We start from the raw sequence: 22011 nt of genomic DNA, 5'->3' as shown, positions 1-22011 counted from the left end.
GGTTGTGATCGCTCGAAAGCTGCTACGCATCGCTTACGGAGTCTGGCGTACTGGCCAGCCCTTCGATCCCGGGAAACTGCGTCCGGGTGTAGGTTGACCCAAACCATAGAATCTCGTTGCCGCCTACGGCGGCTGCCTTCGGATTCCCTCGGGCTTATCGACTCCCCGCGCCCCCCAGGCCGCCGCCACCCCGGGCTCTGACAGTTCATGCCTGACGTCAGCGGGGGAGGTTGGGGTGCTTGGCGTCTTGTTGGGGCCTCAGTGCAAGTTCGGAAGATCTTGCAGGGCCGCCCATCGCCTGCCGCGCGGGCGGCGGGCGATGGGCATTTGCGGGGGGAAGGCTGGGCGGATGCTGAATGCGTCCGGGGGAGGGGTGGTCGGACTGGGCGCCCTGAATGGGACGTCGCCGCATTGGTGGATATGACGAACCCGTAGGATGGGTGAAGCGCGATATGCCCGTCACGCGCAATCCATTGCGGATCGCGCGTAACCCATCACCCCGCGCCTGCCTTACGGCACCAACGACAACCCAATCCGGAACTGCGATTCGTTGCGCTGGTTGTATCCAAGCAGCGTTTCGCCGTAGCCGTTGAAGTATTGCAGGTGCAGATACCCGTTCATGTTCAGCCACGTACGCTGCAGCGGCCATGCGAAGTCCAGCTGGGTCGTGCGGCGTTTCTGGTCGCCCTGGCGGTACATCGCCGACACGACGGCGCCGTTGTCTTGCGCCCAGCGCAGTTGCCAGTCGACGCGGCCGGCGTAGTCGGCGTAGTCGCGGTTTTCGTCGGCGACGGCGAAGTAGGCTTTGACCTTGGGGGCGAAGGTCAGGGTGCTGCCGCCGTCGAAGCGGTAGTGGAAGCGCGGCTCGATGTAGCCGTCGTTGAGGGAACGGGAGTCTTCGCCGTCCTTGCCGTTGGAGTTGTGTTCGACGCCGGTGTTCATGCCGAAGCGCCAGTTCTGGTTGGCGGACTGCCAGATGTTGTCCGACAGCCAGAAGGCGCTGGGGTTGAAGGTGGTGTCGATGAAGGGCATGGAGTCGCCCTGCAGGTCCCACAGCGAGGTCTGGGTGTAGGCCAGGTAGAAGTTCTCGCCCCACGTCGCCGGGCGGTCGCCGCTGGGGCTGAAGAGGCGGTACTTGGCGCTGATCTGGAAGCGGGCGGTGGTTTGGCCGCGGGTGCCGATGTCGAAGTAGACGGGCTTGTATTCCGAGATCGAGCTGCGGAACCGGTCGAACGCCGTTTGTTGTGCGACGGTGGGAACCACGGCGGCGCTGGGTGCGGGGCCGCCTTCGGGCGAGGCGCCGACGGCGGTGACGGCGGCTGGCGGCACGGGTTGGCCGCTGCGGGCATCCACCACGGGGCCTTGCGCGGGCGTGCTGGCCAGCGTGCCGCTGTCGCGGCCGGTGGCGTCCAGCGCCATCATGGAGGGTTGGCCTTCGATGGAGACAGCTTGCAGGCCGCGCGCGGTGCTGGGCACGACGGCGGTCCACGCCATGCGCGCGAAATTGTTGACCGGCACGCTATAGCTGGCGCGGTCGCCGGCCAGTTTGGCCAGGCTACGCACGATCTGGCCGTCCTGGCTGCGCCATTGCAGCACGAGCTCCGGCGGCGCTTCCCAGTTGGCGCGCGCGCTGCCTTCATTGAAGTACACCGCTTCAATGGTGACGGTCTCGCCAGGGGCGGCGGACGGGCGGTCCAGGCGGTACGACACGCCGGCGGCGGCTGAGCCTGCGGCGCCCAAGGCGACGATGGCCGTCAGGGTGCGCAGGGAGAATGAGGGGGCGGTGAGACGTCGTGGGGACATGGGCGCAATGTGTTTTTCTTGTGACGAGGCAATGTAGCATCGCGCGCCGAAACTGTTTGTAAGGCAGGCTTATCGGATGTAGAGGGTGTAATAAACGGGTGTTAATCAGAAGGTGATGGCATGGCATGCGGCGCGGGCACCGCTCTATCCGCCGCGCATGCGACAAGGCCCCGTGCATTGTCGACAATGCGCGGGGCCTTGTATTTCAAGCCTTGCGGGGCTTATTCGCCGAACTTGATGCCCTGCGCCAGCGGCAGGTTGCGCGAATAGTTGATGGTGTTGGTCGCGCGGCGCATGTAGTTGCGCCAGGCGTCGGAACCCGATTCGCGGCCGCCGCCCGTCTCTTTTTCGCCACCGAAGGCGCCGCCGATTTCCGCGCCGGAGGTGCCGATGTTGACGTTGGCGATGCCGCAGTCCGAGCCCGATGCCGACAGGAAGGTCTCGGCTTCGCGCAGGTCATTGGTGAAAATGGCCGACGACAGGCCTTGCGGCACGCCGTTCTGCAGCGCCAGCGCATCGGTGAATTCCTTGTAGCGCATCACGTACAGGATGGGTGCGAAGGTCTCGTGGCAGACGACGTCCGTCTGGCCGGGCATTTCGGCGATGGCCGGGCGCACGTACCAGGCGTTGGGGTATTCATCGGCCAGCACGCGTTCGCCGCCAGTGACCTTGCCGCCTTGCTCGCGCGCGGCCTTCAAGGCGTCTTGCATGGCGTCGAACGACACGCGGTCGATCAGCGGGCCGACCAGGTTGCCGCTGTCCAGCGGGTTGCCGATGGGGGCGCTGGCGTAGGCCTTGTGCAGGCGTTGGACCAGTGCGTCGGCGACGCTTTCATGCACGATCAGGCGGCGCGTGGTGGTGCAGCGTTGGCCGGCCGTGCCGATCGCGCCGAAGACGATGCCGCGCGCGGCCATGTCCAGGTCGGCGGTGGGGCCGACGATGATGGCGTTGTTGCCGCCCAGTTCCAGCAGCACGCGGCCGAAGCGTTGCGCCACGCGCGGGCCCACCTGGCGGCCCATGCGGGTGGAACCTGTGGCCGAGACCAGCGCCACCGTGTGCGAATCCACCAGCGCTTCGCCGACTTCACGGCCGCCGATCAGCACTTCTGACAGGCCGGCGGGCGCGTCGCCGAAGCGCTGCATCGCCTGGGCGAAGAGCGCCTGGCAGGCCAGGGCGGTCAGCGGGGTCTTTTCCGACGGCTTCCACACCACGGCATTGCCGCAGACGATGGCCAGTGCGGCGTTCCAGGACCACACCGCCACGGGGAAGTTGAAGGCGCTGATGACGCCGATCACGCCCAGCGGATGCCACGTTTCCATCATGCGGTGGCCGGGGCGCTCGGACGCGATGGTCAGGCCATACAGCTGGCGCGACAGGCCGACGGCGAAGTCGCAGATGTCGATCATTTCCTGCACTTCGCCTTCGCCTTCCGCCACGATCTTGCCGGCTTCCAGGCTGACCAGCCGGCCCAGCGCGGTCTTGTTCTCGCGCAGCGTTTCGCCCAGCAGGCGGATCAGTTCCCCCCGGCGCGGCGCCGGCACGTCGCGCCACGCCAGGCTGGCCTGACGCGCACGGGTGATGGCCGAATGGGCTTGCGCCACCGTGTGTTCGTGCACCTGGGCCAGTTCGGCGCCGTCGATCGGGCTGCGTGCGGTCAGCGTGCCGCCGGTAAGCGCGGCCGCGTTCAGGCCGAGCGCGCGCAGGATGTCTTGGGGGGTGTCCATGCCGGTTCCTTGGATTGCCAGCGAAGCCCATGTCTTCGCTTAAGGGTTATGCCTAAGTGGCGATTCTGGAAAAAAATTTACTATACGAAACTCCAGCGTGAATTGCGAAACTTTTTTTTCTTAACCGGCTTAAGCGCCGCTTCCCTCGGGAGGCCGCCCCGGGCCGGCTTGGAAAACCTCTTTCGGGGTGCATCAGTGGCAGACGCTTTACTTGATGTCCAAGCAGTCACCAAAACCTTCCAGCGCGACGGCCAGCCGCCGCATCGGGCGCTGGACGGCGTCGATTGCCAGCTGAACCGGGGCGAGGTCATGGTGGTGGTCGGGCCTTCCGGCTCCGGCAAGAGCACCTTGCTACGCACGCTGAACGGCCTGGAAAGCATCGACAGCGGCATCATCCGCGTGGACGGCGTGTCGCTGACAGATCCCGCCACCGACGTCAATCGGTGGCGCACTGAGGTCGGCATGGTGTTCCAGCACTTCAACCTGTTCCAACACCGTACTGCGCTGGACAACGTTGCGCTACCCCAGCGCGTGGTCCGCGGGCGCAGCCGCGCCGACGCCGAACGCTACGCCCGCGACCTGCTGGGCCGTGTCGGCATGGGGGATTACGGCGAGCGCTATCCCAGCCAATTGTCCGGCGGCCAGCAGCAGCGCGTGGCGATTGCCCGCGCGCTGGCCATGGACCCCAAATTGATGCTGTTCGACGAAGCAACGTCCGCGCTCGACCCTGAAACCGTGGGCGGCATCCTGGAACTGATGCGCGGCCTGGCGCGCGACGGCATGACGATGGCCGTCGTGACGCACGAAATGGGCTTCGCGCGCGACGTCGGCGACCGGGCGCTCTTCATGGATGCGGGCCGCATCGTGGAAATGGGCACGCCCGACGAGGTGTTCTGTCATCCGAAAGAGCCGCGCACGCGCGCCTTCCTGGAAAAGATTTTGTAGTCCAAGCAAGCCGGTCCGGCTAAATCCGGGCGCTGCCGGCCTTGCGGCAACACCACATGCTTTGCCCGGAATGACAAGGTTTCATCCACCTCTAGGGGATATTGAAATGCTGAAAATCAAACAATGGCTGGGCGTGGCCAGCGTCGCCCTGGCGGCCGCCACCGTGGCGCTGCCGGCGCAAGCCGATGAACTGGGCGACATCATCAAGCGGGGCGAACTGCGCGTGGCGGTGCAGACCTCGGGGCCGCTGATGAGCTTCATGGACAAGACGGGCAATCGCACGGGCCTGGCGGTGGAAGTGGCCAAGCGCATGGCCGACGACCTGGGCGTGAAGCTGGTCCTGCAAGACTATGAATGGAAGGGCCTGTTGCCCGCGCTGCTGTCGGGCAAGGCCGACATGGTGGCAGCCGACATGACGCCCACGCCGCAGCGCGCGGCCCAGGTGCTGTTCTCGGCGCCGATGTTCTATGCCGAAACCGTGGCCGTCGTGCCCAAGGATTCCCCGTACAAGTCGTACGAGGAACTGGACAAGGCGGGTGTGAACGTCGGCGTGCTGGGCGCCAGCACCTACGCCGAAGTGGGCAAGAAGATGCTGCCCAAGGCCACCATGAAAGAGTTTTCGGGCGGCAGCGCCCCGGTCGGCCAGGCCCTGTCCAGCGGCCGCCTGGACGCCGGCATCATGTCCATGTCCACCGCCAACCAGTTCCTGGTCGACTTCGGCAACCTGCGCGTGCTGGACGGCGTGATGGTGCGCGAACCGCTGGCCTTTGCCGTCGGCCCCAACGCTTTCCGCCTGAAGTTCTGGCTGGACAACTGGCAAACGCTGAAGACCGCGGACAACACGCTGCCCGAGCAGGTGAAGTACTGGTACTCCACCGACTGGAAGAAAGACCATTAATCACTTGGGCCTGCGCAAGGCTTCTTAGTGTCAACAGGCTCTAGCATCGCTACGGGGAGACCGGACCGCCCATGGACTGGCTGATCGATTACTACAACTGGCGCATCGTCAGCCAGTACACGGGCCAATTCGCCACCGGCCTGGCCAACACGCTGATCGCCGCGGGCGCAAGCCTTGTGCTGTCGGTGTTGGCCGGTGTGCCGCTGGCGCTTCTGCACATGTCGTCCAAAGCGGCCATCTGGCGCCCCGTGGCGGCCTACGTGCAATTCATCCGGTCTACCCCGTTGCTGGTGCAGATCTACCTGGTCTATTACTCCGTGCCCATGCTTATCCCGGGCGCCAAGGGCTGGAGCGAGATGGTGCTGGGCATCCTGGCGATGACCCTGCACCACGCCGCCTACATGAGCGAAATCATCCGCGTGGGCATCGAGTCCGTGCCGCGCGGCCAGATCGAAGGCGCCAAGGCCTGCGGCATGAACTATCAGCAGCGGCTGCGCTACGTGGTGTTGCCGCAGGCCTTCGTCAATACGCTGCCGCCCTTGCTGGGCCAGACCGCCGTGCTGATCAAGGACACCTCGCTGCTGTCGCTGATCACCGTGTTCGAACTGGTGGCAGCCGGCGTGCAGATGAACAGCGACCGCATCGTGCCCAACGAGAGCTTCCTGACCATCGCCGCGGGCTATCTGCTCATCTACGGCGTCATGCTGTTGTTGTCCCGAGGCGTGAGCCTCTGGCTGGCGGGTCCGGCCTGGAACGCGAGGTAAGCATGCTGGATTCCTATCTTTCCACCGCCGGCGTCGTGCTGCCTTTCTTGCTGAAAGGCTTCTGGGAGACGCTGAAGATCTCGTTCGTGGCCATTATCGCGGGCTCGCTGTTGGGCTTCGTGATTGGCGTGATCCGCAGCTACCGCATCCGCGCCATCCACCAGTTACTCGGCCTGTACATTCATATCCTGCGCGGCACGCCGTTCCTGGTGCAGCTCTATATCTTCTACTTCGTGCTGCCCAGTTCCGGCATCGAACTGCTGCATTGGGATTCTGGTACCGCGGCCTTCGTGTCACTGTCCGTGTACACGTCCTGCTACGTGGCGGAGATCGTCATGGGCGCCATCCAGTCCGTGCCGCGAGGCCAGACGGAAGGCGCCATGACACTGGGCCTGCGACCCCTGCAGATCCTGCGGCTGGTCATCCTGCCGCAGGCCATGCGCCTGATCGTGCAGCCCATGAGCGGCGTCTACGTCATGCTGATCAAAAGCACTGCCATCCTGTCGGTGGTCGGCATCACGGAACTGACCCGGCAAGGCGAGGTGTTCATCATCACGTTCCCGGCTAAATCGCTGTTCATCTACGGCATGATCGCCGCCATCTATTTCATCTACTGCTACCCGTTGCTGCGCCTGGCCAACTGGCTGGAAAAGCGCTTGACGGGTGGTTTGCAGGGCGCAAGCCTGCACTGACACGGACCCCACCGGCATGGCCTCCGAGTACATCGACACCTATTACAAGCGCACGCTGTCAGACAGCGCGACCTACTATCCGCCGCTGGCGGGCGCCTGCAACACGGACGTCTGCGTGGTCGGTGCCGGCCTGGCCGGGCTGTCCACCGCGCTGGAACTGGCTCGCCGCGGGCGCAACGTCACCTTGCTGGAAGGCAAGCGCGTCGCGTGGGGCGCGTCGGGCCGCAACGGCGGATCGGTCTCGCCGGCGTTCTCGGCCGGCGCCGACGCCATCAAAAAGCACGTCAGCGAAGACCATTATCGGCAGCTGTACCGGCTGTCCATGGAAGGCGTGGAGATCATCCGCGACAATATCCGCAGCCTGGCCATCGCCGACGCGCACAAGGTCGACGGCCGCCTGCGGGTGGTGCGCTATGAAGCGACCGATGCGCTGAACCAGTGGTGCGATGGCCAGCGCCGCGACTTCGGCCGCGACGTGCGCTTCCTGACGCGCAGCCAGGTGCGCGAGCGCCTGGTGTCGGACGTCTACCACCAGGGTGTCGAAGACCCCGCCTCGTTCCATTTTCATCCGCTGAACTACGCGCGGGCGCTGGCCCGCGAATGCGCCCGGCTGGGCGTACGCATCCATGAAGATTCCCCGGTCATCGGCGCCGCCCTGAACGGCGCGGTCAAACACCTGCAGACCGAGCGCGGGCAGGTCGACGCCAGCACCGTCGTGCTGGCCACCGGCGGCTACACGGGCGACGTCGTGCCGGCGCTGCGTCGGGCGATGCTGCCCATCGCTACCTACATCATGCTGACCGAACCCCTGGGCGACCGGGTGCGGGAGGCCATCCGCAGCACCGCGGCCATCGGCGACGACCGGCGCGCCGGCAACTATTACCGGGTGCTGGATGGCGGGCGCATCGGCTGGGGCAGTAGAATCACCACCCGAGTCGACGACCCGCCCGATCTGGCCGAGTCCCTGCGCCGCGAATTGCTGTCCGTCTACCCTCAATTGCAGGGGCTGCGCGTCGAGACCGCATGGTCGGGGCGCATGGCCTACGCCCGGCACCTGATGCCGCAGATCGGCCTGTTGGCGCCGGACGTGTGGTATTGCACGGCGTTCGGCGGCCACGGCATGAACACCACGTCGATCGGCGGGCGCGTCGTGGCCGAAGGGATCACGGGCGACACCCAGCGCTACAAGCTGTTCGAACCCTTCGGACTGGCATGGAACGGGGGCAGCCTGGGCACGGCAGCGGTTCAACTGACCTATTGGTCTTACCAGGCGCGCGACTGGTGGCGGGAGCGCACAACGCGGGCATGACAAGGTACACAGGATGCAAGGCAACAAACAGAGCGCATTGGCACAACGGCTGCGAGCCCTGCGCCAGGCGCGCGCTTGGACATTGAAGCAGGCGGCGGCGGCCACCGGCGTCGCCGCGTCCACGCTGTCTAAAATCGAGAACAGCCTGCTGTCGCCCACCTATGACAACCTGATCAAGATTGCCGCCGGCCTGGACCTGGACGTGGCCGAACTCTTCACGGCGTCCGACGCGCACATGGGCACCGGCCGCCGCAGTCTCAGCCGCCAGGGCGAAGGGCGCCAGTACGAAACCCCGTATTACGACCACCGCCTGCTGTGCACCGCGTTGTCGCACAAGCGCATGATGCCGTTCCATACGCGGGTCAAGGCGCGCTCGTTCGACGAATTCCAGGACTGGAGCCGCCACCGCGGCGAGGAATTCGTCTATGTGCTGGAAGGCGAGGTGCAGCTGTATACCGAGTTCTACGAACCGGCCCGGCTGAAGGCGGGCGAAAGCTTCTATATAGACAGCCGCATGGGGCACCGGGTGATCAGCCTGAGCAAGGACGACGCGATCGTCCTCTGGGTGTCGACGCACGCGGATATCGAAGAAGAGTAGGGCGGCATCCGCCCCGCCCACCTTTTTCCGCAACAAGGTAAAATGCGGCGCCCGGGTCTCTTCCGGGGCGTCAAAAGACTGCGCGGCAGTAGCTCAGCTGGATAGAGCACGGGCCTTCTAAGCCCGGGGTCGGGGGTTCGAGCCCCTCCTGCCGCGCCACGTTTCCTAGATAAATCAACGGCTTGGCCATACGCGCACCGCATTTCCAGCGGCGCACCCCCTCAACTGCGGTTGTTCAGTATCTGCAATCGCATGGACGGGGTCTGGCGGGTAACCGCGGCATGCTGCGCGAAATGCTGATCGCGTTGATGGCGGAATTCATCGGCTTCGGCAAGCATCCACCCCTGCAGCGCGGCGATCTGTTCGGACGGCTGGTGCGCGGTCGCGAAGAAGTAGGAAGCGGGTGACGGCGCGAAGATGCCGAACACATCGATCAAACGGCCTGCCAGCACGTCTTCGAAAACGATCGCGGCGCGTCCCATCGCGATGCCTTGCCCGGTCATGGCCGAGCCCACCGCCAATTGCGACAAGTTAAAGCGTTGGCCCAGGTGCAGGTCCGGCAACTCCACGCCGGCATGTTCCAGCCAGGTGCGCCATTCGATCAGGGCGGGTGCTCCCGCCCATGCAGAGTCGTCATGCAGCAGGAAGTTCGGCCGCAGGTCCTGAGGGGTCAGGATTTCGGGGTGCGCTGCCAGGAATTCCGGACTGGCGACGGGGAAGATCCATTCATCAAGCATTGCCACGCCCTTGGCGGGAGCCGTCTGCGCGGGCGTGAAGCAAATCATGGCGTCGATGTGTTTGCCAGGAGGGTGCTTGTCGTCCAAGGGCTGCACTTCGGCCTGCACGCGTAGGGGTATGTCAGGATGGCATCGAAAAAAGTCTCCCATGCGGGGCATCAGCCAGCGCATGGCGAACGAGGGCGCGCAAATCATTTCCATCGGTGCGGTCATGCGTTCCTGGCGGATTTCACCGATGACCGTATCCATGCAGCGAAAGGCATCGCTGACCACGCAATGCAATCGTTCGCCTTCCGCGGTAAGCAGGACTTCCCGGGGTAGTCGCTGGAGCACGGGCACTTCAAGCCAACCTTCAAGCTGCTTGATTTGCTGGCTGACAGCACCCTGGGTGATGTGAAGTTCTTGCGCCGCACGGGTAAAGCTGCCGCAGCGCGCAACGGCCTCGAAGCAGCGCAACCAAGTCAATAGAGAGGGTGAGAAACGCGTCTTCATCATCTGCTTCGTTAGTTGGGTGCCATTCCCCAGCGTGGTGCAGGATTGGCATGAGACGGTGCGAAAAAAACGTCATCGCGGTGCAGCAAATTGTGCGTTGCCCGATCCCGGCGACTGTCTGGCCTGAGATTAGTGCCGCTAATGGGCTGGGCCAGTATAAGTCGTTTGTATCGTCTTCTGATCAAGGTGACTATGCAGCCATCAGCGACCACATGCAGGTCGACTTCACGGAGACGAAGATGGCACGGCACATCACGATCGGCGCGGCGCAGCTTGGCCCGATTGCCAAGGGAGAGGGCAGGGAAGCGGTGGTCAAGCGGCTGATCGCATTGCTTCGGCAAGCCAGTGCCCGCGGCTGCGAACTCGTGGTTTTTCCCGAGCTGGCACTGACCACCTTCTTTCCGCGCTGGCTGATTGAACGCGGCCCCGAGCTGGACGCCTGGTACGAGGCGGAAATGCCGAATGCGCAGACGCAACCGTTGTTCGATGAGGCGCGCGCCTTAGGCATTGGCTTCTACATCGGGTATGCGGAGCTGGCCGTCGAAGACGGCACGACGCACCACTACAACACGTCCATTCTGGTCGGTGCGGACGGGAAAATCATTGGCAAGTACCGCAAGATCCATTTGCCCGGGCATGTGGAGCCGCAGCCCGGCCGCGACTCCCAGCATCTGGAGAAGCGCTATTTCGAACCGGGCAATCTGGGTTTTCCCGTATGGGACGCCTTTGGCGGCGTGGTGGGCATGTGCTTGTGCAATGACCGGCGCTGGCCCGAAACCTATCGGGTGATGGCCCTGCAAGGCGCGGAGCTTGTCGTGCTGGGCTACAACACGCCCAATGACCACACCGGCGACGGCGCGGTGGATGGCTTGTCCAATTTCCATAACCACCTGGCCATGCAGGCAGGGGCATATCAGAACAGCACCTGGGTCGTGGGCACGGCCAAGTGCGGCCGCGAGGAAGGGTCCCTGATGATCGGGCAGAGCGCCATCATCGCGCCTTCCGGCGAAATCGTGGCAATGGCGACGACGCTCGAAGACGAACTCGTGACCGCGCGCTGCGATCTGGACATGAGCAAGGTGTACCGCAAGACATTCTTTGATTTCGCGCGCCATCGCGAGCCGCAGCACTACGGCTTGATTGTCGAGCGCAAGGGCGTGGGTCCGGCCTTGAACAAGAGCGTGGCCACGCGCGCGCATGCCCCCCTTGATGCCTGCGTGAAAGGGATGCCGGGCCTGATCGGGGCGGTGCCCCTCGAGGACATTGCCAAGCAGGGATGGAACGTGTTGCGCGAAGATTTGCCGCTGCCGCTGGCCGTGATCAGGCAAGACGCCTTGCATCACAACAGCGACTGGATGCGCCGCTTCCTGGAAGAGCGTGGCTCGATTTTTGCGCCCCACGGCAAGACCACGATGAGCCCTCAGCTGTTTGATCTGCAACGCCGGGATGGCGCCTGGGGCATCACGTTGGCGACCTGCCATCAGGTCCAGGTCGCACGCCAGTTCGGCGCGAAGCGGATTGTGTTGGCGAACCAGCTCGTCGGCAAACAGTCTGTCGCGTACATCCTGCAGGCATTGCGCGACGATCCGAGCTTCGATTTCTATTGTCTGGTGGACGACGCGGCGCATGTGAAAGCCCTGGCACAGGCCGCCCGCGAGGCCGATATCGGCAGGCCCTTGCAGGTGTTGCTTGAAGTGGGATATGCCGGCGGCCGTACCGGGTGCCGGGACGATGCATGCGTGCAAGCGGTGATTGCCGCGTTGAAGGAGGCGTCCCCTTATCTGGCCCTGCGTGGGGTGGAAGGATTCGAGGGCTTGATCAAGCCCTTGCCCGACCGGGATGTGGAAACGCAGATCGCCGCCTTCCTTGCCCGCATGATCGCGACCGTGCAGACGTGTGAAGCCCAGCAGGTGTTTGCCGACGGCCCGATTCTGCTGAGTGCCGGCGGCTCGTCATTCTACGACCTGGTGACACGGCACTTTTCCCCGCTGCATTTGTCGCGCGAGCACATGGTGTTGACACGCAGCGGCTGCTACCTGACGCACGATTCGCATCTCTACAAAGAGGCCTTCGCTCGATTGAAGGATCGCAGTCCGGATGTTGCCAGCCTGGGGCATGGCTTGCGGCCGGCGTTGGAAGTCTGGGGCTATGTGCAGTCCCGGCCGGAGTCGGGAAAGGTCATCGTCAATCTCGGAAAGCGCGATATTTCGCCCGACCATATGCCCCCCGTGATGGGGTGGTTCAGGCCGGGCACGGATACCGTACCCGCAGCCGGCGCGGCGCCTTCCTCCTTGTCGCCCGGTCACGTCGCAACTGGCCTGGATGATCAGCACTGCCACATGAGCGTTCCCGTCGATTCGCCCTTGCGCGTGGGCGACATGGTGTGTTTCGGCATTTCCCACCCGTGCCTGACGTTCGACAAGTGGGAGGCCATTCTGATGGTGGACGAGCGGTACGACGTGGTGGGAGCCATTCGCACTTACTTCTAAGCAGCTTTCATTCTTTTAGACCAAGGGGAAAAAAACATGGCACAAAAGCAATCGATGGCATGGCGGGCGGTACGCCTGGCGCTGACCGCCAGCGCGGTATTCGGCACCACCGCATTGGCGCCCGTTCAGGCGCAGACGGTGACGGCGGTGATGCATGCCGCCTTGCGTTCATTGGACCCGGTGATCACCACCGGCTATATCGTCCGGAACCATGGCTACATGGTGTACGACACCCTGTTCTCCCTGGATGGCGACAACAAGATCCAGCCGCAAATGCTGGAGTCCTGGAAAGCCTCCGATGATGGCAAGACCTACACCTTCATCTTGCGAGAAGGGCTGAAGTGGCATGACGGCAAGCCGGTGACGTCGGCTGACTGCATTGCGTCGATCAAGCGTTGGGCGTCGCAGGACAAGATGGGCCAGATGATGGCCTCGATGATGTCCGGCATGGAAGCGGTCGATGACAGGACTTTTGTCATGCGCTTTTCCGAGGCCACGGATCTGGCAGTGCGCGCCTTGGCCAAGCCCAGCGCCATCCCTGCCTTCATGATGCCCGAGCGCGTCGCCAATACGCCGCCGTCCCAAGCGATCAAGGAGACTATCGGCTCGGGCCCCTTCCGCTTTGTGACCGAGGAATACAAGCCGGGCGTGCAGGTGGTCTATGTGAAGAACACGGACTATGTGCCGCGCAAGGAGCCTGCAAGCGGCCTGGCGGGGGGCAAGGTCGTCAAGGTGGACAAGGTCAAATGGGTGACCATGCCGGATCAGATGACGGCGGTGAATGCGCTGATCAACAAGGAAATTGATTTCCTCGAAAAAGCGCCCTTCGATCTGTTGCCGATGCTGGAGGGCAATAAAGACATCAACGTGCACGTCCTGACCTCGCAAGGCGGGCAATCCGAGATCCGCTTCAATTTCGAGCAGCCGCCGTTCGACAACAAGCTGATTCGGCAAGCCGCGGTACTGGCGGTCGACCAGAAAGAGGTGCTGCAGGCGCAGATCGGCAATCCCAAGTACTTCCAGACCTGCGCCGCCGTATTCGGCTGCGGCGGCCCCTATGAAAGCAATATCGGCGCCGAAAAACTGGTGAAGGGCGACCCGGTAAAGGCCGCGGCGTTGTTGAAAGAGGCCAAGTACGACGGCACGCCGGTCGTGATATTGATGCCTTCGGATAATCCGGGTTCGGCGCCCATCCTGCAGGTGGTGGCGCAATCGCTGCGCAAGGCCGGCTTCAAGGTGGATCTGCAGTCCATGGACTGGCAGACGGTGCTCAATCGTCGCGCGTCTCACGAACCGGCTGCCAAGGGGGGATGGAATATCTTCGGCACGTATACGGTGATTCCGGATATTCGGGACCCGCTTGCCTTCATGGGCGTGGCGGCGAATGGCAAGGACGCCTGGTTCGGCTGGCCGGACGTGCCCGAGATCGAAAAGCGCCGCGCACAGTTTGCGCGCACGAATGACCCAGCCGTGCTCAAGCGCCTGGCCGACGAGATCCAGGAACTGGTGATCGATGAAGGCGTCATCGTGCCCCTGGGGCAGTTTTCAAACCTGTCTGCCACGGGCAAGCAAATAACAGGTGTGGTGGTGGCTCCGGTTCCCGTGTTCTGGGACCTTCAAAAAGCCGGTAAGTGAGTCGGCCATGCCTGGATTTCTTTTGAAGCGCCTGTTTTCCGTCATTCCGGTATTGGTGGTGGTCGCCATCATTGTCTTTGCCATGTTGCGTCTGACGCCCGGGGACCCCGCCGCAATCATTGCGGGCGACGGGGCCACCTCGGCTCAGATAGACGAAATACGCAAGAACATGGGGCTGGATAAGTCCATCCCGGATCAGTTTTCGATTTGGGTGGGCCGGCTGGCACAGGGAGATCTGGGCACCTCGTTGATTTCCGATGCGCCGGTGTCCAGTCTGATCGCCGACCGCATCGGGCCGTCCATCGCGCTGTCGCTGTCGACCATCGTCTTCACGGTGCTGGTCGCGATTCCACTGGGCATCGTGGCGGCATGGCGGCAGGGGAAATTGGTGGATCGCGCCATCATGGCAGGCTCCGTCGTCGGATTTTCCGTGCCGGTCTTCATCATTGGCTACGTGTTGATCCTGATCTTTTCAATGCAGCTGGGCTGGTTTCCCGTGCAGGGCTATCAGCCGATGTCCGAAGGGGTGTGGCAGTTCGCGCAGCGCTTGATCCTGCCGACCCTGGCCCTGAGCACGGTGTATGTCGCCCTGATCGCACGCATTGTGCGCAGCAGCGTGATTGAAGTCATGCAGGAAGACTTCATCCGCACGGCGCGCGCCAAGGGGCTGCGCGAAAGCGGCGTGTTGCTGCGTCATGCGCTGGGCAATGCCGCCGTTCCCATCGTGACGATCATCGGGGTGAGTATTGCGATGCTCATCGGCGGCGTGGTGGTGACGGAAACCGTGTTCAACATTCCAGGCCTGGGGCGATTGGTCGTGGACGCCGTCTTGGCGCGGGATTATCCCGTCATCCAAGCCATGATCCTGCTTTTCTCATTGGTCTATGTCGGAATCAATCTGGTGATCGATCTTTCGTACACCGTTCTTGATCCGCGCATTCGTTACTGAAGGTGCGCACGCCATGTCTGCTACGACTTCATCTTTGCCGGCGCCTGGCGCGCCTGTCGTCGAGGCCGCCGCCTCGTCTTCGATCCTGGGGCAACTCAAGACCACCATGTCGGCCTGGCCGGCCATGCTGGCTATCGCCTTATTGAGCTTGTTGCTGGTCGGTACGATCTTTGCCCCGTGGTTGGGGACCGTGGATCCCACGCTGATGGATCCGGCCATCCGCCTCAAGCCGATGTCCGCCGAGCACTGGTTGGGCACCGATGCGTATGGCCGCGATGTGTACTCGCGTACGCTTTTTGGCGCGCGCGTGTCGTTGGCGGTGGGGTTGGGCGCGGTGGTGGCCAGCTTGCTGGTCGGCCTGGTCCTGGGGATCCTGGCCGGATACTTCAAGGCTGCCGACACCGTCATCATGCGCTTTCTGGATGGGGTGATGGCCATTCCCGGCATCTTGCTGGCGATTGCGCTGGTGTCCTTGTCAGGGGCCAGTCTGTTCACGGTGCTGGTGGCGATTTCCATTCCGGAGATTCCCCGGGTGGCGCGTATGGTGCGCAGCGTCATCCTGTCCGTCCGCAACGAGCCCTATGTTGAAGCGGCGGTGTCGCTGGGTACCCGGGTACCGGTGCTGGTGCTGCGGCACATGCTGCCCAATACCTACGCGCCGCTCATCGTGCAAGGCACCTATATCTTCGCCGCGGCGATTCTGACGGAGTCGGTACTGAGCTTTCTGGGGGCGGGAATTCCGCCGGAAACGCCGTCCTGGGGCAATGTGATGGCCGAGGGGCGCGTGTACTTCCAGATGCTGCCTGGCCTGATCCTGTATCCCGGGCTCTTGTTGTCGTTGACGGTGCTGAGCGTGAATATTCTTGGCGACGCGCTGCGCGACGCGCTCGATCCGCGATTCTCGCGCCGCTTCTGATGGCTTACCCAGGATTCACGACGTTATGAAAACAACATCCGCTAATCGTGAGACGGGCCAGGCGCCTGCGCTGAAGATCTCGGCGCTCACCGTGCAAGCCGGCCATGGCGCCGCCCGTCGGCCGGTGATCGAGAACATATCGTTCGAGGTCTATCCCGGCGAAACCCTGTGCGTGGTGGGCGAATCCGGGTCGGGGAAATCCGTGACCTCATTGGCCGCCATGGGACTGCTGCCCAAGGGCGTGTTGACCGCGACGGCCGGCAGTATCCTGCTGGGCAATGATGATGTGCTGCAGGCGACGCCTGACCGACTGCGCGCCCTGCGCGCTTCCCGGATCGCCATGGTGTTTCAAGAGCCCATGACGGCGTTGAATCCCGTGCAGAAGGTGGGCAGGCAGATTGATGAGGTGTTGCGCTTGCACAGCCGCCTGGGTGCGTCCGAGCGACGCAAACAGGTATTGGCGATGCTGGAGTCGGTGCATTTGCCGGACATCGAGCGGGTCTACAACGCCTACCCGCATCAATTGTCGGGCGGGCAGCGCCAGCGCATTGTGATTGCGATGGCCTTGATCCTGAAGCCGCAGGTGTTGATCGCGGATGAGCCGACCACCGCGCTGGACGTGACGACGCAAGAGCAGATCCTGACACTGATCCGGGAGCTTCAGGAGCGGCAGCGCACGGCCGTGGTGTTCATCACGCACGATTTCGGGGTGGTGGCCGAGATTGCCGATCGCATTGTGGTCATGAATCGAGGCAGCGTCGTTGAGACCGGCACGCGCGATCAGATCCTTGCCCGGCCGTCGCAAGCGTATACGCGCATGCTGGTGTCATCCGTGCCCAGTCTTGTACCGCAGCAGCGGTCCTTGCCCAGCGGGGAGAAAGTGCTGGAGATCATCGGACTGGGCAAGACCTACAAAGAGAAGCCTTTTTTTGGCGCAGCGCGTGTGGTCGCGGCAGCCAAAGACGTGGCCCTGACGGTAAGGCGCGGTGAAATTGCCGGGGTGGTGGGCGAATCGGGATCAGGCAAGTCGACTGTCGCACGCTGTGTCGTCAGGTTGATCGAGCCGAGCGCGGGCGCCATTTTCCTCAAGGACGAGGACATCGTGCAGGTATCGAGTGCCCAGATGCGGCTGCGGCGGACCCGTGTACAGATGATTTTCCAGGATCCCTATCGTTCGTTGAATCCGCGGCGTCAGGTGGGCGATTCGCTGATTGAGGGCTTGGTCAACTTTGGCGTCGCAAACGCCGAAGCCCGCGAGAAAGCCGCGCAGGCGCTCGAACTGGTGGGTCTTGGGCGCGACGTCATGCAGCGCTATCCCCACCAGTTCTCGGGCGGTCAACGTCAACGCGTGTGCATTGCGCGCGCCGTCGTGATGGAGCCGGATCTGCTGGTGGCCGATGAGGCGGTTTCCGCCCTGGACGTGTCGGTGCAGGACCAGGTTCTCAAACTGCTGGAGGAGATCCGGGTCCGGACGGGCGTGGCGATCCTCTTCATTACGCACGATTTGCGGGTGGCGGCCCAGATCTGCGACAGCATCGTTGTCATGCAGAAGGGATGTGTCGTGGAGTCCGGCCCTGCCGCCCGTGTGTTGACGGCCCCACAGCAGGCCTACACGCGCGAACTGATCGAGGCGGCACCCGGGCGGGATTGGGATTTCCGCAATTTCCGCGCCTTGCGCGCGGCATGAAGCGCTGGCCAAGAATTCAGTTCACAGGGCCAGCCGGATCGAGGCTTGGTCCCTCGTCCAGACATGTCGGTGGTCTAACCGTTTTTCCATTTTCAGAGGAGCGCAAGATGCGCATCATTGTTGGCGGCTTTCAGCACGAAACGAATACGTTTGCACCAAGCAAGGCAGATTGGGACGCCTTCATGCTGGGCGGAGGCTGGCCGGGCATGGCGCGCGGCGAAGCCGTCTTCCCGGCTATCCAGGGCGCCAATATTCCCGCGGCGGGCTTTGCAGATGCGGCGCGTGGACACCAGCACACCTTGATCCCCACGTTGTGGTGCGCCGCCAGCCCTTCAGCGCACGTCACGCGCGATGCCTTCGAGCGCATTGTGGCGATCCTGCTTGCAGACATCGCTGCGGCGCTGCCTGCGGACGGGGTCTATCTTGATCTTCACGGGGCAATGGTGGCCGAGCATTACGACGACGGGGAAGGGGAAGTGCTGCGCCGCGTGCGCGAGCTGATCGGGCCGGAGGTGCCGCTGGTCGCCAGCCTGGACCTGCATGCCAACGTGACCGAGCGCATGTTGAAAGAGGCCGATGCCCTGATCGCCTATCGCACGTATCCCCACGTTGATATGGCTGACACGGGCGCCCGCGCCTTTGCCTTCATGCAAAAGCGGTTTGACGGCATGCCGCGTCCCTGCGTCGCCGCCCGCCGCATCTCGTATCTGTTGCCGACCTGCTGGCAAAGCACGATGGCCATGCCGGCCAAAGGACTATACGAGCGTCTTGAAACGCTGGAGGCCGCGGCCGGTGTGTCCAGCATGTCGTTTTGCATGGGCTTTCCCGCCGCGGACTTTCCGGACTGTGGCGCGCTCGTGTGGGCCTATGCCGACACGCAGTCAGCGGCGGATGCTGCGGCAGATGCGCTGACAGCCGATGTCGAGGCGGCCGAAGCCGCGTTTGCGGGCAAGCTGTATTCACCGGAAGAAGCGGTGGTGCATGCGGCGAAGCTGGCTGCCAGCGCCAATAAACCGGTCGTCATTGCCGACGCGCAGGATAATCCCGGCGCAGGCGGAGACTCCGACACCACGGCCATTCTGCGCGCACTCGTGCGTCACAACGTGCCGGGCAGCGCATTGGGACTGATGGTGGATCCCCAGGCGGCCTTGCTGGCTCACCAGGCGGGGGAGGGGGCGACGGTGCGCATCGCGCTGGGCGGCCACTCGCGGATTCCAGGGGATGCGCCTTTCGAGGCGGATTTCGTGGTGGAGCGGCTGTCCGATGGGAAGTTTGTCGCAACCGGCCCCTTCTACTCCGGCTTTCGCATGGAGCTGGGGCCGAGCGCCTGCTTGCGTATTGGCGAAGTGCGCGTGGTCGTGGCGTCGCATAAAGCGCAGATGGCGGACCAGGCCATGTTCCGCTACGTGGGCATCGACCCCACCCAGCAGAACATCCTGGTGCTCAAGAGCACGACGCATTTCCGGGCGGATTTCACGCCCATTGCGGCAGACATCCTCATTTGCGCTGCCCCGGGACCGATGCCGATGAATCCTTTGGATTTGCCCTGGACCAATTTGCGCGACAGCTTGCGCATGCATCCCGGCGGCCCCACCTTCGCGCAGTTCAGGGCGGGAGCGCGCGAGTGGGAATCGGCTTGAGGTCCCGGAAACGGGCGGCGTCGTGCTTGCGCGCGTGTCGCCGCCCCGTCGCGCTGAAGAAGGCGGCAGATGTGTCATTTCGAAACAGCGATATCTTTGTGGTGGCTAATCACCCATAGTGACCCCGGGAATATTTTTTCCCTGTACATCTAGGACATACATTGAAGATAGAAACTGGCATCGTGAAGTGGTTCAACAACGACAAGGGCTACGGCTTTATTTCGCCGGAACTGGGTGGTAAAGACCTCTTCGCGCATTACTCTGAAATCCAGGGTGATGGGCACAAGTCGCTGGAAGAGAACCAGCGCGTGTCGTTCGTCGCCGGCCAAGGACAGAAAGGTCCTCAGGCGACGATGATCAAACCGATTTAAGAGCTGAACTGCTTGCCGCAAGGCGGGCAGGTCGGTAGCAGTTGTGGGGCCGGATCCTTTGAAACATTGGATCCGGCCCTTTGATTTTGGGGGCGGGCGGCAAGCAGGCGCCATCCGTTGCGGTCAGGCGTCGGATTTGTTCTTCATCACCCCACGGATATTCATCGCCGCCAACCCCAACTGCAATGCGATGAGGGCAATGGCATCATCGTGCAGCCCCCAGGCGATCCACAGCACGTTGCTCAGCAAGAAGACCCAAAAGCCCGCATTGCGTTTGCCTTGTCCGCGCGATGCTACGAGCCAGGCGGCGGCCAGGGACGTGGCCATCGCCGGCCATTGAAGAAGATCCCACGTCAGGTCCATGTCGTGTGCCGGACCTTGCCGAAATCATCGTCCCGCGCCGCTGGGCAGACCGGCGATTGGCGCCTCATTGCCACCCCGCCGACGGACCATACGCACCCAGCCGGTCGATTCCCGGGGTCTGCTGCGGATCCACGCCCGGCATGGGATTCGGGATACTGTCGGGCGGCCACGGTGCTTCTTTACCGCCTTTGTGCTCTCCGGGGGCATCCTGCTTTGGCTTGGAAGGCGGAATTTCTGCCGGGTGTTGCTCGGGCTGTGCGCCGTCGTTATCCGGCCGTGGAGGTGTATCGCTCGCAGGTAAGGTGTTCATGTGTTGCTCCTTGGGCTACCGGGAAGGGGCATGTCGTGGGGGAGGTCCGCCACGATGACACTCACAGCAAACGCCGTGCCGAACACGAGGAACGGACGGCGTTACGCAACGTTGGCTTTGTCAGGGGAGTTTCTTGAGCACGCGCGCCACGCGTGCGATGCCGCCGGTACCGCTGGCTGCCCTGCCGATCAGGGCGCTGCCCACGGTGGTCATGGCCAGACGGGTGAGAAGGGTGCCTCGGCGCATCCCTGCCATCAGCAGCCATGCGCCGAGGCCGAACACGATCAGGTGTTCGCCTGGGAAATCGGGACGCTGCGCATCAATGTCCCGTAGTTGCCGCGCCAGCGATTGAGGAGCGCGGTCATGGGTGGCGGATTCGGCATTTGCATCGGCTTTCATGGGGATCCCCAGTTTTCAAAGGATCCCCGCGTCAGCAAGAGGCATGCCATGTCGGCGTTGCCCGCGCCCGGTTCTCCCTTGCCACGGTTTAGTGGCGGCGTCGTTCGGTTGCGCGCGGCACATACCGGATGACCCCATCGGGCGGTTTCCAGGATTTTGTTTCGGCCATCCAGCCGGCTTCCCAGGCCTCGACCTTTTCGCGCCATTCAACGATCGATTCACCGGTATGCCCAGGCATGACCGCTGCCTGATAGTAGGGACAATCCCACAAGGTCAAACCATCACGGGCGGCTTGGGCGCCCAGCTTTCGGATGTCATCGTGCATTGCCGCAACTCCAAAAGTGGATGAATGGGCAATCAGTATCGCGCCGCCGATTCCTTCACCGCAATAGTGTGGGGGTGCTAGGCGGCCTAGTATGGCCGCAGGGGCTTTCGGTACGGAACTTGCTCAGCGTCAGTCATTCGCTGAAGGGGGATGGGCATGCCAAAAGAAAAGCAGGGTAAAAAAATGAATGCCGTCTCACGGTTTTTCGACCACTTCGCCGCACAGGTCAACAAGTGGGCCGGCTCTCCTATCGCTTTTGGGTCCGCATTGATCGCCGTGTTGATCTGGGCGGCGTGCGGCCCCGCTTTCGGTTATTCCGAAACCTGGCAGCTGGTGATCAACACCGGCACCACGATCGTTACGTTCCTGATGGTCTTTTTGATCCAGCAGAGCCAGAACAAGGACGGGCAGGCATTGCACCTGAAACTGGACGAGTTGCTGATCGCCCTGAAAGGGGCGGATGAAGGACTCGTCGATGCCGAACAGCTGGATGAAGACAAGCTGTTGGCGCTGGCGGCGGCCTGCACGGCGCGCGCCCGGCTTGCCGCGCGGTCGCACCGGCGCAAGGGGCGCGAGGAACGGGTTCCGGGTAAACGCCGCCGTACGGTGCGCGGCAGCTTGCGGGTACGCCGCAAGGCTTTGCGCGCCGGATAGCTGAACAACGCTTTCCGCTACCCTTTGGAACCCCTCTGCGGACCGGGGCTTGCTATAAAGATGGCTATAGCAGCTATCCAGGGCCAGTAAGATGTCCATTCATACGTTGAGCCGATGCAGTGTCGCGCTCGTGCTCGTCGCACTCGTTGCCGGGTGTTCTTCGATCCTTCCGGGGTCATCCAGCTCCAGTCCTGGCACCGGTTCAAGTGCAGCGTCGGAACGGGTAGTCAGCGACAACTGCAAGTTTCTTCGCAGCCGGTGCATTTACGAGGGATCGTACGATGCGGGAGAACGTAACTATGCCGAGCAGG

At 63.3% G+C, this 22011-nt stretch carries 21 protein-coding genes and 1 tRNA gene; 15 read left to right on the top strand and 7 right to left on the bottom strand.

Annotation, left to right across the window (positions count from 1 at the left end; translation table 11 throughout):
* Window positions 1-510: 510 nt before the first annotated feature.
* Together CEY09_RS15260 and amaB are read right to left on the bottom strand one after the other, a co-directional pair.
* Window positions 511-1803: a phospholipase A gene (locus tag CEY09_RS15260; protein WP_088589257.1), complete on the bottom strand. Its 1293-nt coding sequence runs from the start codon at window positions 1801-1803 to the stop codon at window positions 511-513.
* 221 nt (window positions 1804-2024) lie between these two features.
* A complete protein-coding gene (gene amaB, locus CEY09_RS15255; RefSeq protein ID WP_088589256.1) occupies window positions 2025-3527 on the bottom strand; it encodes an L-piperidine-6-carboxylate dehydrogenase in 1503 nt (500 codons plus the stop codon).
* A gap of 195 nt (window positions 3528-3722) precedes the next feature.
* Here amaB and CEY09_RS15250 point away from each other — a divergent pair, with 195 nt between their 5' ends.
* From CEY09_RS15250 to CEY09_RS15220, 7 genes are all read left to right on the top strand, one after another.
* Complete coding sequence (locus CEY09_RS15250; protein WP_088589255.1) at window positions 3723-4472, top strand: amino acid ABC transporter ATP-binding protein; 750 nt, start codon at window positions 3723-3725, stop codon at window positions 4470-4472.
* 106 nt (window positions 4473-4578) lie between these two features.
* Entirely contained in the window at window positions 4579-5370 is a 792-nt protein-coding gene (locus CEY09_RS15245) for an ABC transporter substrate-binding protein (RefSeq protein ID WP_006222000.1), read from the top strand.
* Window positions 5371-5441: 71 nt separating this feature from the next.
* Window positions 5442-6134 (top strand): amino acid ABC transporter permease, encoded by a 693-nt coding sequence (locus CEY09_RS15240; protein ID WP_088589254.1) that lies wholly within the window; start codon window positions 5442-5444, stop codon window positions 6132-6134.
* 2 nt (window positions 6135-6136) lie between these two features.
* A complete protein-coding gene (locus CEY09_RS15235; protein ID WP_088589253.1) occupies window positions 6137-6826 on the top strand; it encodes an amino acid ABC transporter permease in 690 nt (229 codons plus the stop codon).
* A 16-nt stretch (window positions 6827-6842) separates the two neighbouring features.
* On the top strand, window positions 6843-8135 hold the full coding sequence (locus CEY09_RS15230; protein ID WP_088589252.1) for an NAD(P)/FAD-dependent oxidoreductase: 1293 nt from the start codon (window positions 6843-6845) through the stop codon (window positions 8133-8135).
* A 13-nt stretch (window positions 8136-8148) separates the two neighbouring features.
* Window positions 8149-8733, top strand: a complete 585-nt coding sequence (locus CEY09_RS15225; protein WP_006221996.1) for a helix-turn-helix domain-containing protein — start codon at window positions 8149-8151, stop codon at window positions 8731-8733.
* Window positions 8734-8815: 82 nt separating this feature from the next.
* A tRNA-Arg gene (locus CEY09_RS15220) sits at window positions 8816-8892 on the top strand.
* A 62-nt stretch (window positions 8893-8954) separates the two neighbouring features.
* Here the strand turns inward: CEY09_RS15220 and CEY09_RS15215 are convergent.
* Window positions 8955-9962 carry a LysR family transcriptional regulator gene (locus CEY09_RS15215; RefSeq protein ID WP_234818306.1) on the bottom strand — a complete coding sequence of 336 codons (1008 nt, stop codon included), beginning with the start codon at window positions 9960-9962 and terminating at the stop codon, window positions 8955-8957.
* Between CEY09_RS15215 and CEY09_RS32750 the strand changes: the two genes are divergently transcribed.
* From CEY09_RS32750 to CEY09_RS15180, 7 genes are all read left to right on the top strand, one after another.
* Window positions 9944-12451 carry a nitrilase-related carbon-nitrogen hydrolase gene (locus CEY09_RS32750; protein WP_208625060.1) on the top strand — a complete coding sequence of 836 codons (2508 nt, stop codon included), beginning with the start codon at window positions 9944-9946 and terminating at the stop codon, window positions 12449-12451. The two genes, CEY09_RS15215 and CEY09_RS32750, sit on opposite strands and share 19 nt — an antisense overlap.
* 36 nt (window positions 12452-12487) lie before the next feature.
* A complete protein-coding gene (locus CEY09_RS15205) occupies window positions 12488-14086 on the top strand; it encodes an ABC transporter substrate-binding protein (protein ID WP_088589250.1) in 1599 nt (532 codons plus the stop codon).
* 7 nt (window positions 14087-14093) lie between these two features.
* Entirely contained in the window at window positions 14094-15035 is a 942-nt protein-coding gene (locus CEY09_RS15200) for an ABC transporter permease (protein WP_088589249.1), read from the top strand.
* A gap of 13 nt (window positions 15036-15048) precedes the next feature.
* A complete protein-coding gene (locus CEY09_RS15195; protein WP_377785533.1) occupies window positions 15049-15951 on the top strand; it encodes an ABC transporter permease in 903 nt (300 codons plus the stop codon).
* A 25-nt stretch (window positions 15952-15976) separates the two neighbouring features.
* Window positions 15977-17638 carry a dipeptide ABC transporter ATP-binding protein gene (locus tag CEY09_RS15190; protein ID WP_088589247.1) on the top strand — a complete coding sequence of 554 codons (1662 nt, stop codon included), beginning with the start codon at window positions 15977-15979 and terminating at the stop codon, window positions 17636-17638.
* Between the two features lie 107 nt (window positions 17639-17745).
* Window positions 17746-19278, top strand: a complete 1533-nt coding sequence (locus CEY09_RS15185) for a M81 family metallopeptidase (RefSeq protein ID WP_088589246.1) — start codon at window positions 17746-17748, stop codon at window positions 19276-19278.
* A 167-nt stretch (window positions 19279-19445) separates the two neighbouring features.
* Window positions 19446-19649, top strand: a complete 204-nt coding sequence (locus CEY09_RS15180) for a cold-shock protein (RefSeq protein ID WP_174544694.1) — start codon at window positions 19446-19448, stop codon at window positions 19647-19649.
* A gap of 123 nt (window positions 19650-19772) precedes the next feature.
* Here CEY09_RS15180 and CEY09_RS15175 read toward each other — a convergent pair whose 3' ends face one another.
* The 4 genes from CEY09_RS15175 to CEY09_RS15160 form a co-directional block, all read right to left on the bottom strand.
* Window positions 19773-20012: a hypothetical protein gene (locus tag CEY09_RS15175; protein ID WP_088589245.1), complete on the bottom strand. Its 240-nt coding sequence runs from the start codon at window positions 20010-20012 to the stop codon at window positions 19773-19775.
* 64 nt (window positions 20013-20076) lie between these two features.
* Complete coding sequence (locus CEY09_RS15170) at window positions 20077-20322, bottom strand: hypothetical protein (RefSeq protein ID WP_088589244.1); 246 nt, start codon at window positions 20320-20322, stop codon at window positions 20077-20079.
* A gap of 120 nt (window positions 20323-20442) precedes the next feature.
* A complete protein-coding gene (locus CEY09_RS15165) occupies window positions 20443-20721 on the bottom strand; it encodes a hypothetical protein (protein WP_088589243.1) in 279 nt (92 codons plus the stop codon).
* 88 nt (window positions 20722-20809) lie between these two features.
* On the bottom strand, window positions 20810-21046 hold the full coding sequence (locus tag CEY09_RS15160) for a CrpP-related protein (RefSeq protein ID WP_006221985.1): 237 nt from the start codon (window positions 21044-21046) through the stop codon (window positions 20810-20812).
* 156 nt (window positions 21047-21202) lie between these two features.
* Here CEY09_RS15160 and CEY09_RS15155 point away from each other — a divergent pair, with 156 nt between their 5' ends.
* Window positions 21203-21700, top strand: coding sequence for a low affinity iron permease family protein (locus tag CEY09_RS15155; protein ID WP_088589290.1), 498 nt, complete (start codon window positions 21203-21205; stop codon window positions 21698-21700).
* Window positions 21701-22011: the final 311 nt, after the last annotated feature.

The sequence above is a fragment of the Achromobacter marplatensis genome (assembly GCF_002209535.1).
Classification (GTDB): domain Bacteria; phylum Pseudomonadota; class Gammaproteobacteria; order Burkholderiales; family Burkholderiaceae_B; genus Achromobacter; species Achromobacter marplatensis.
This window is presented reverse-complemented; position numbering and strand designations above follow the sequence as displayed.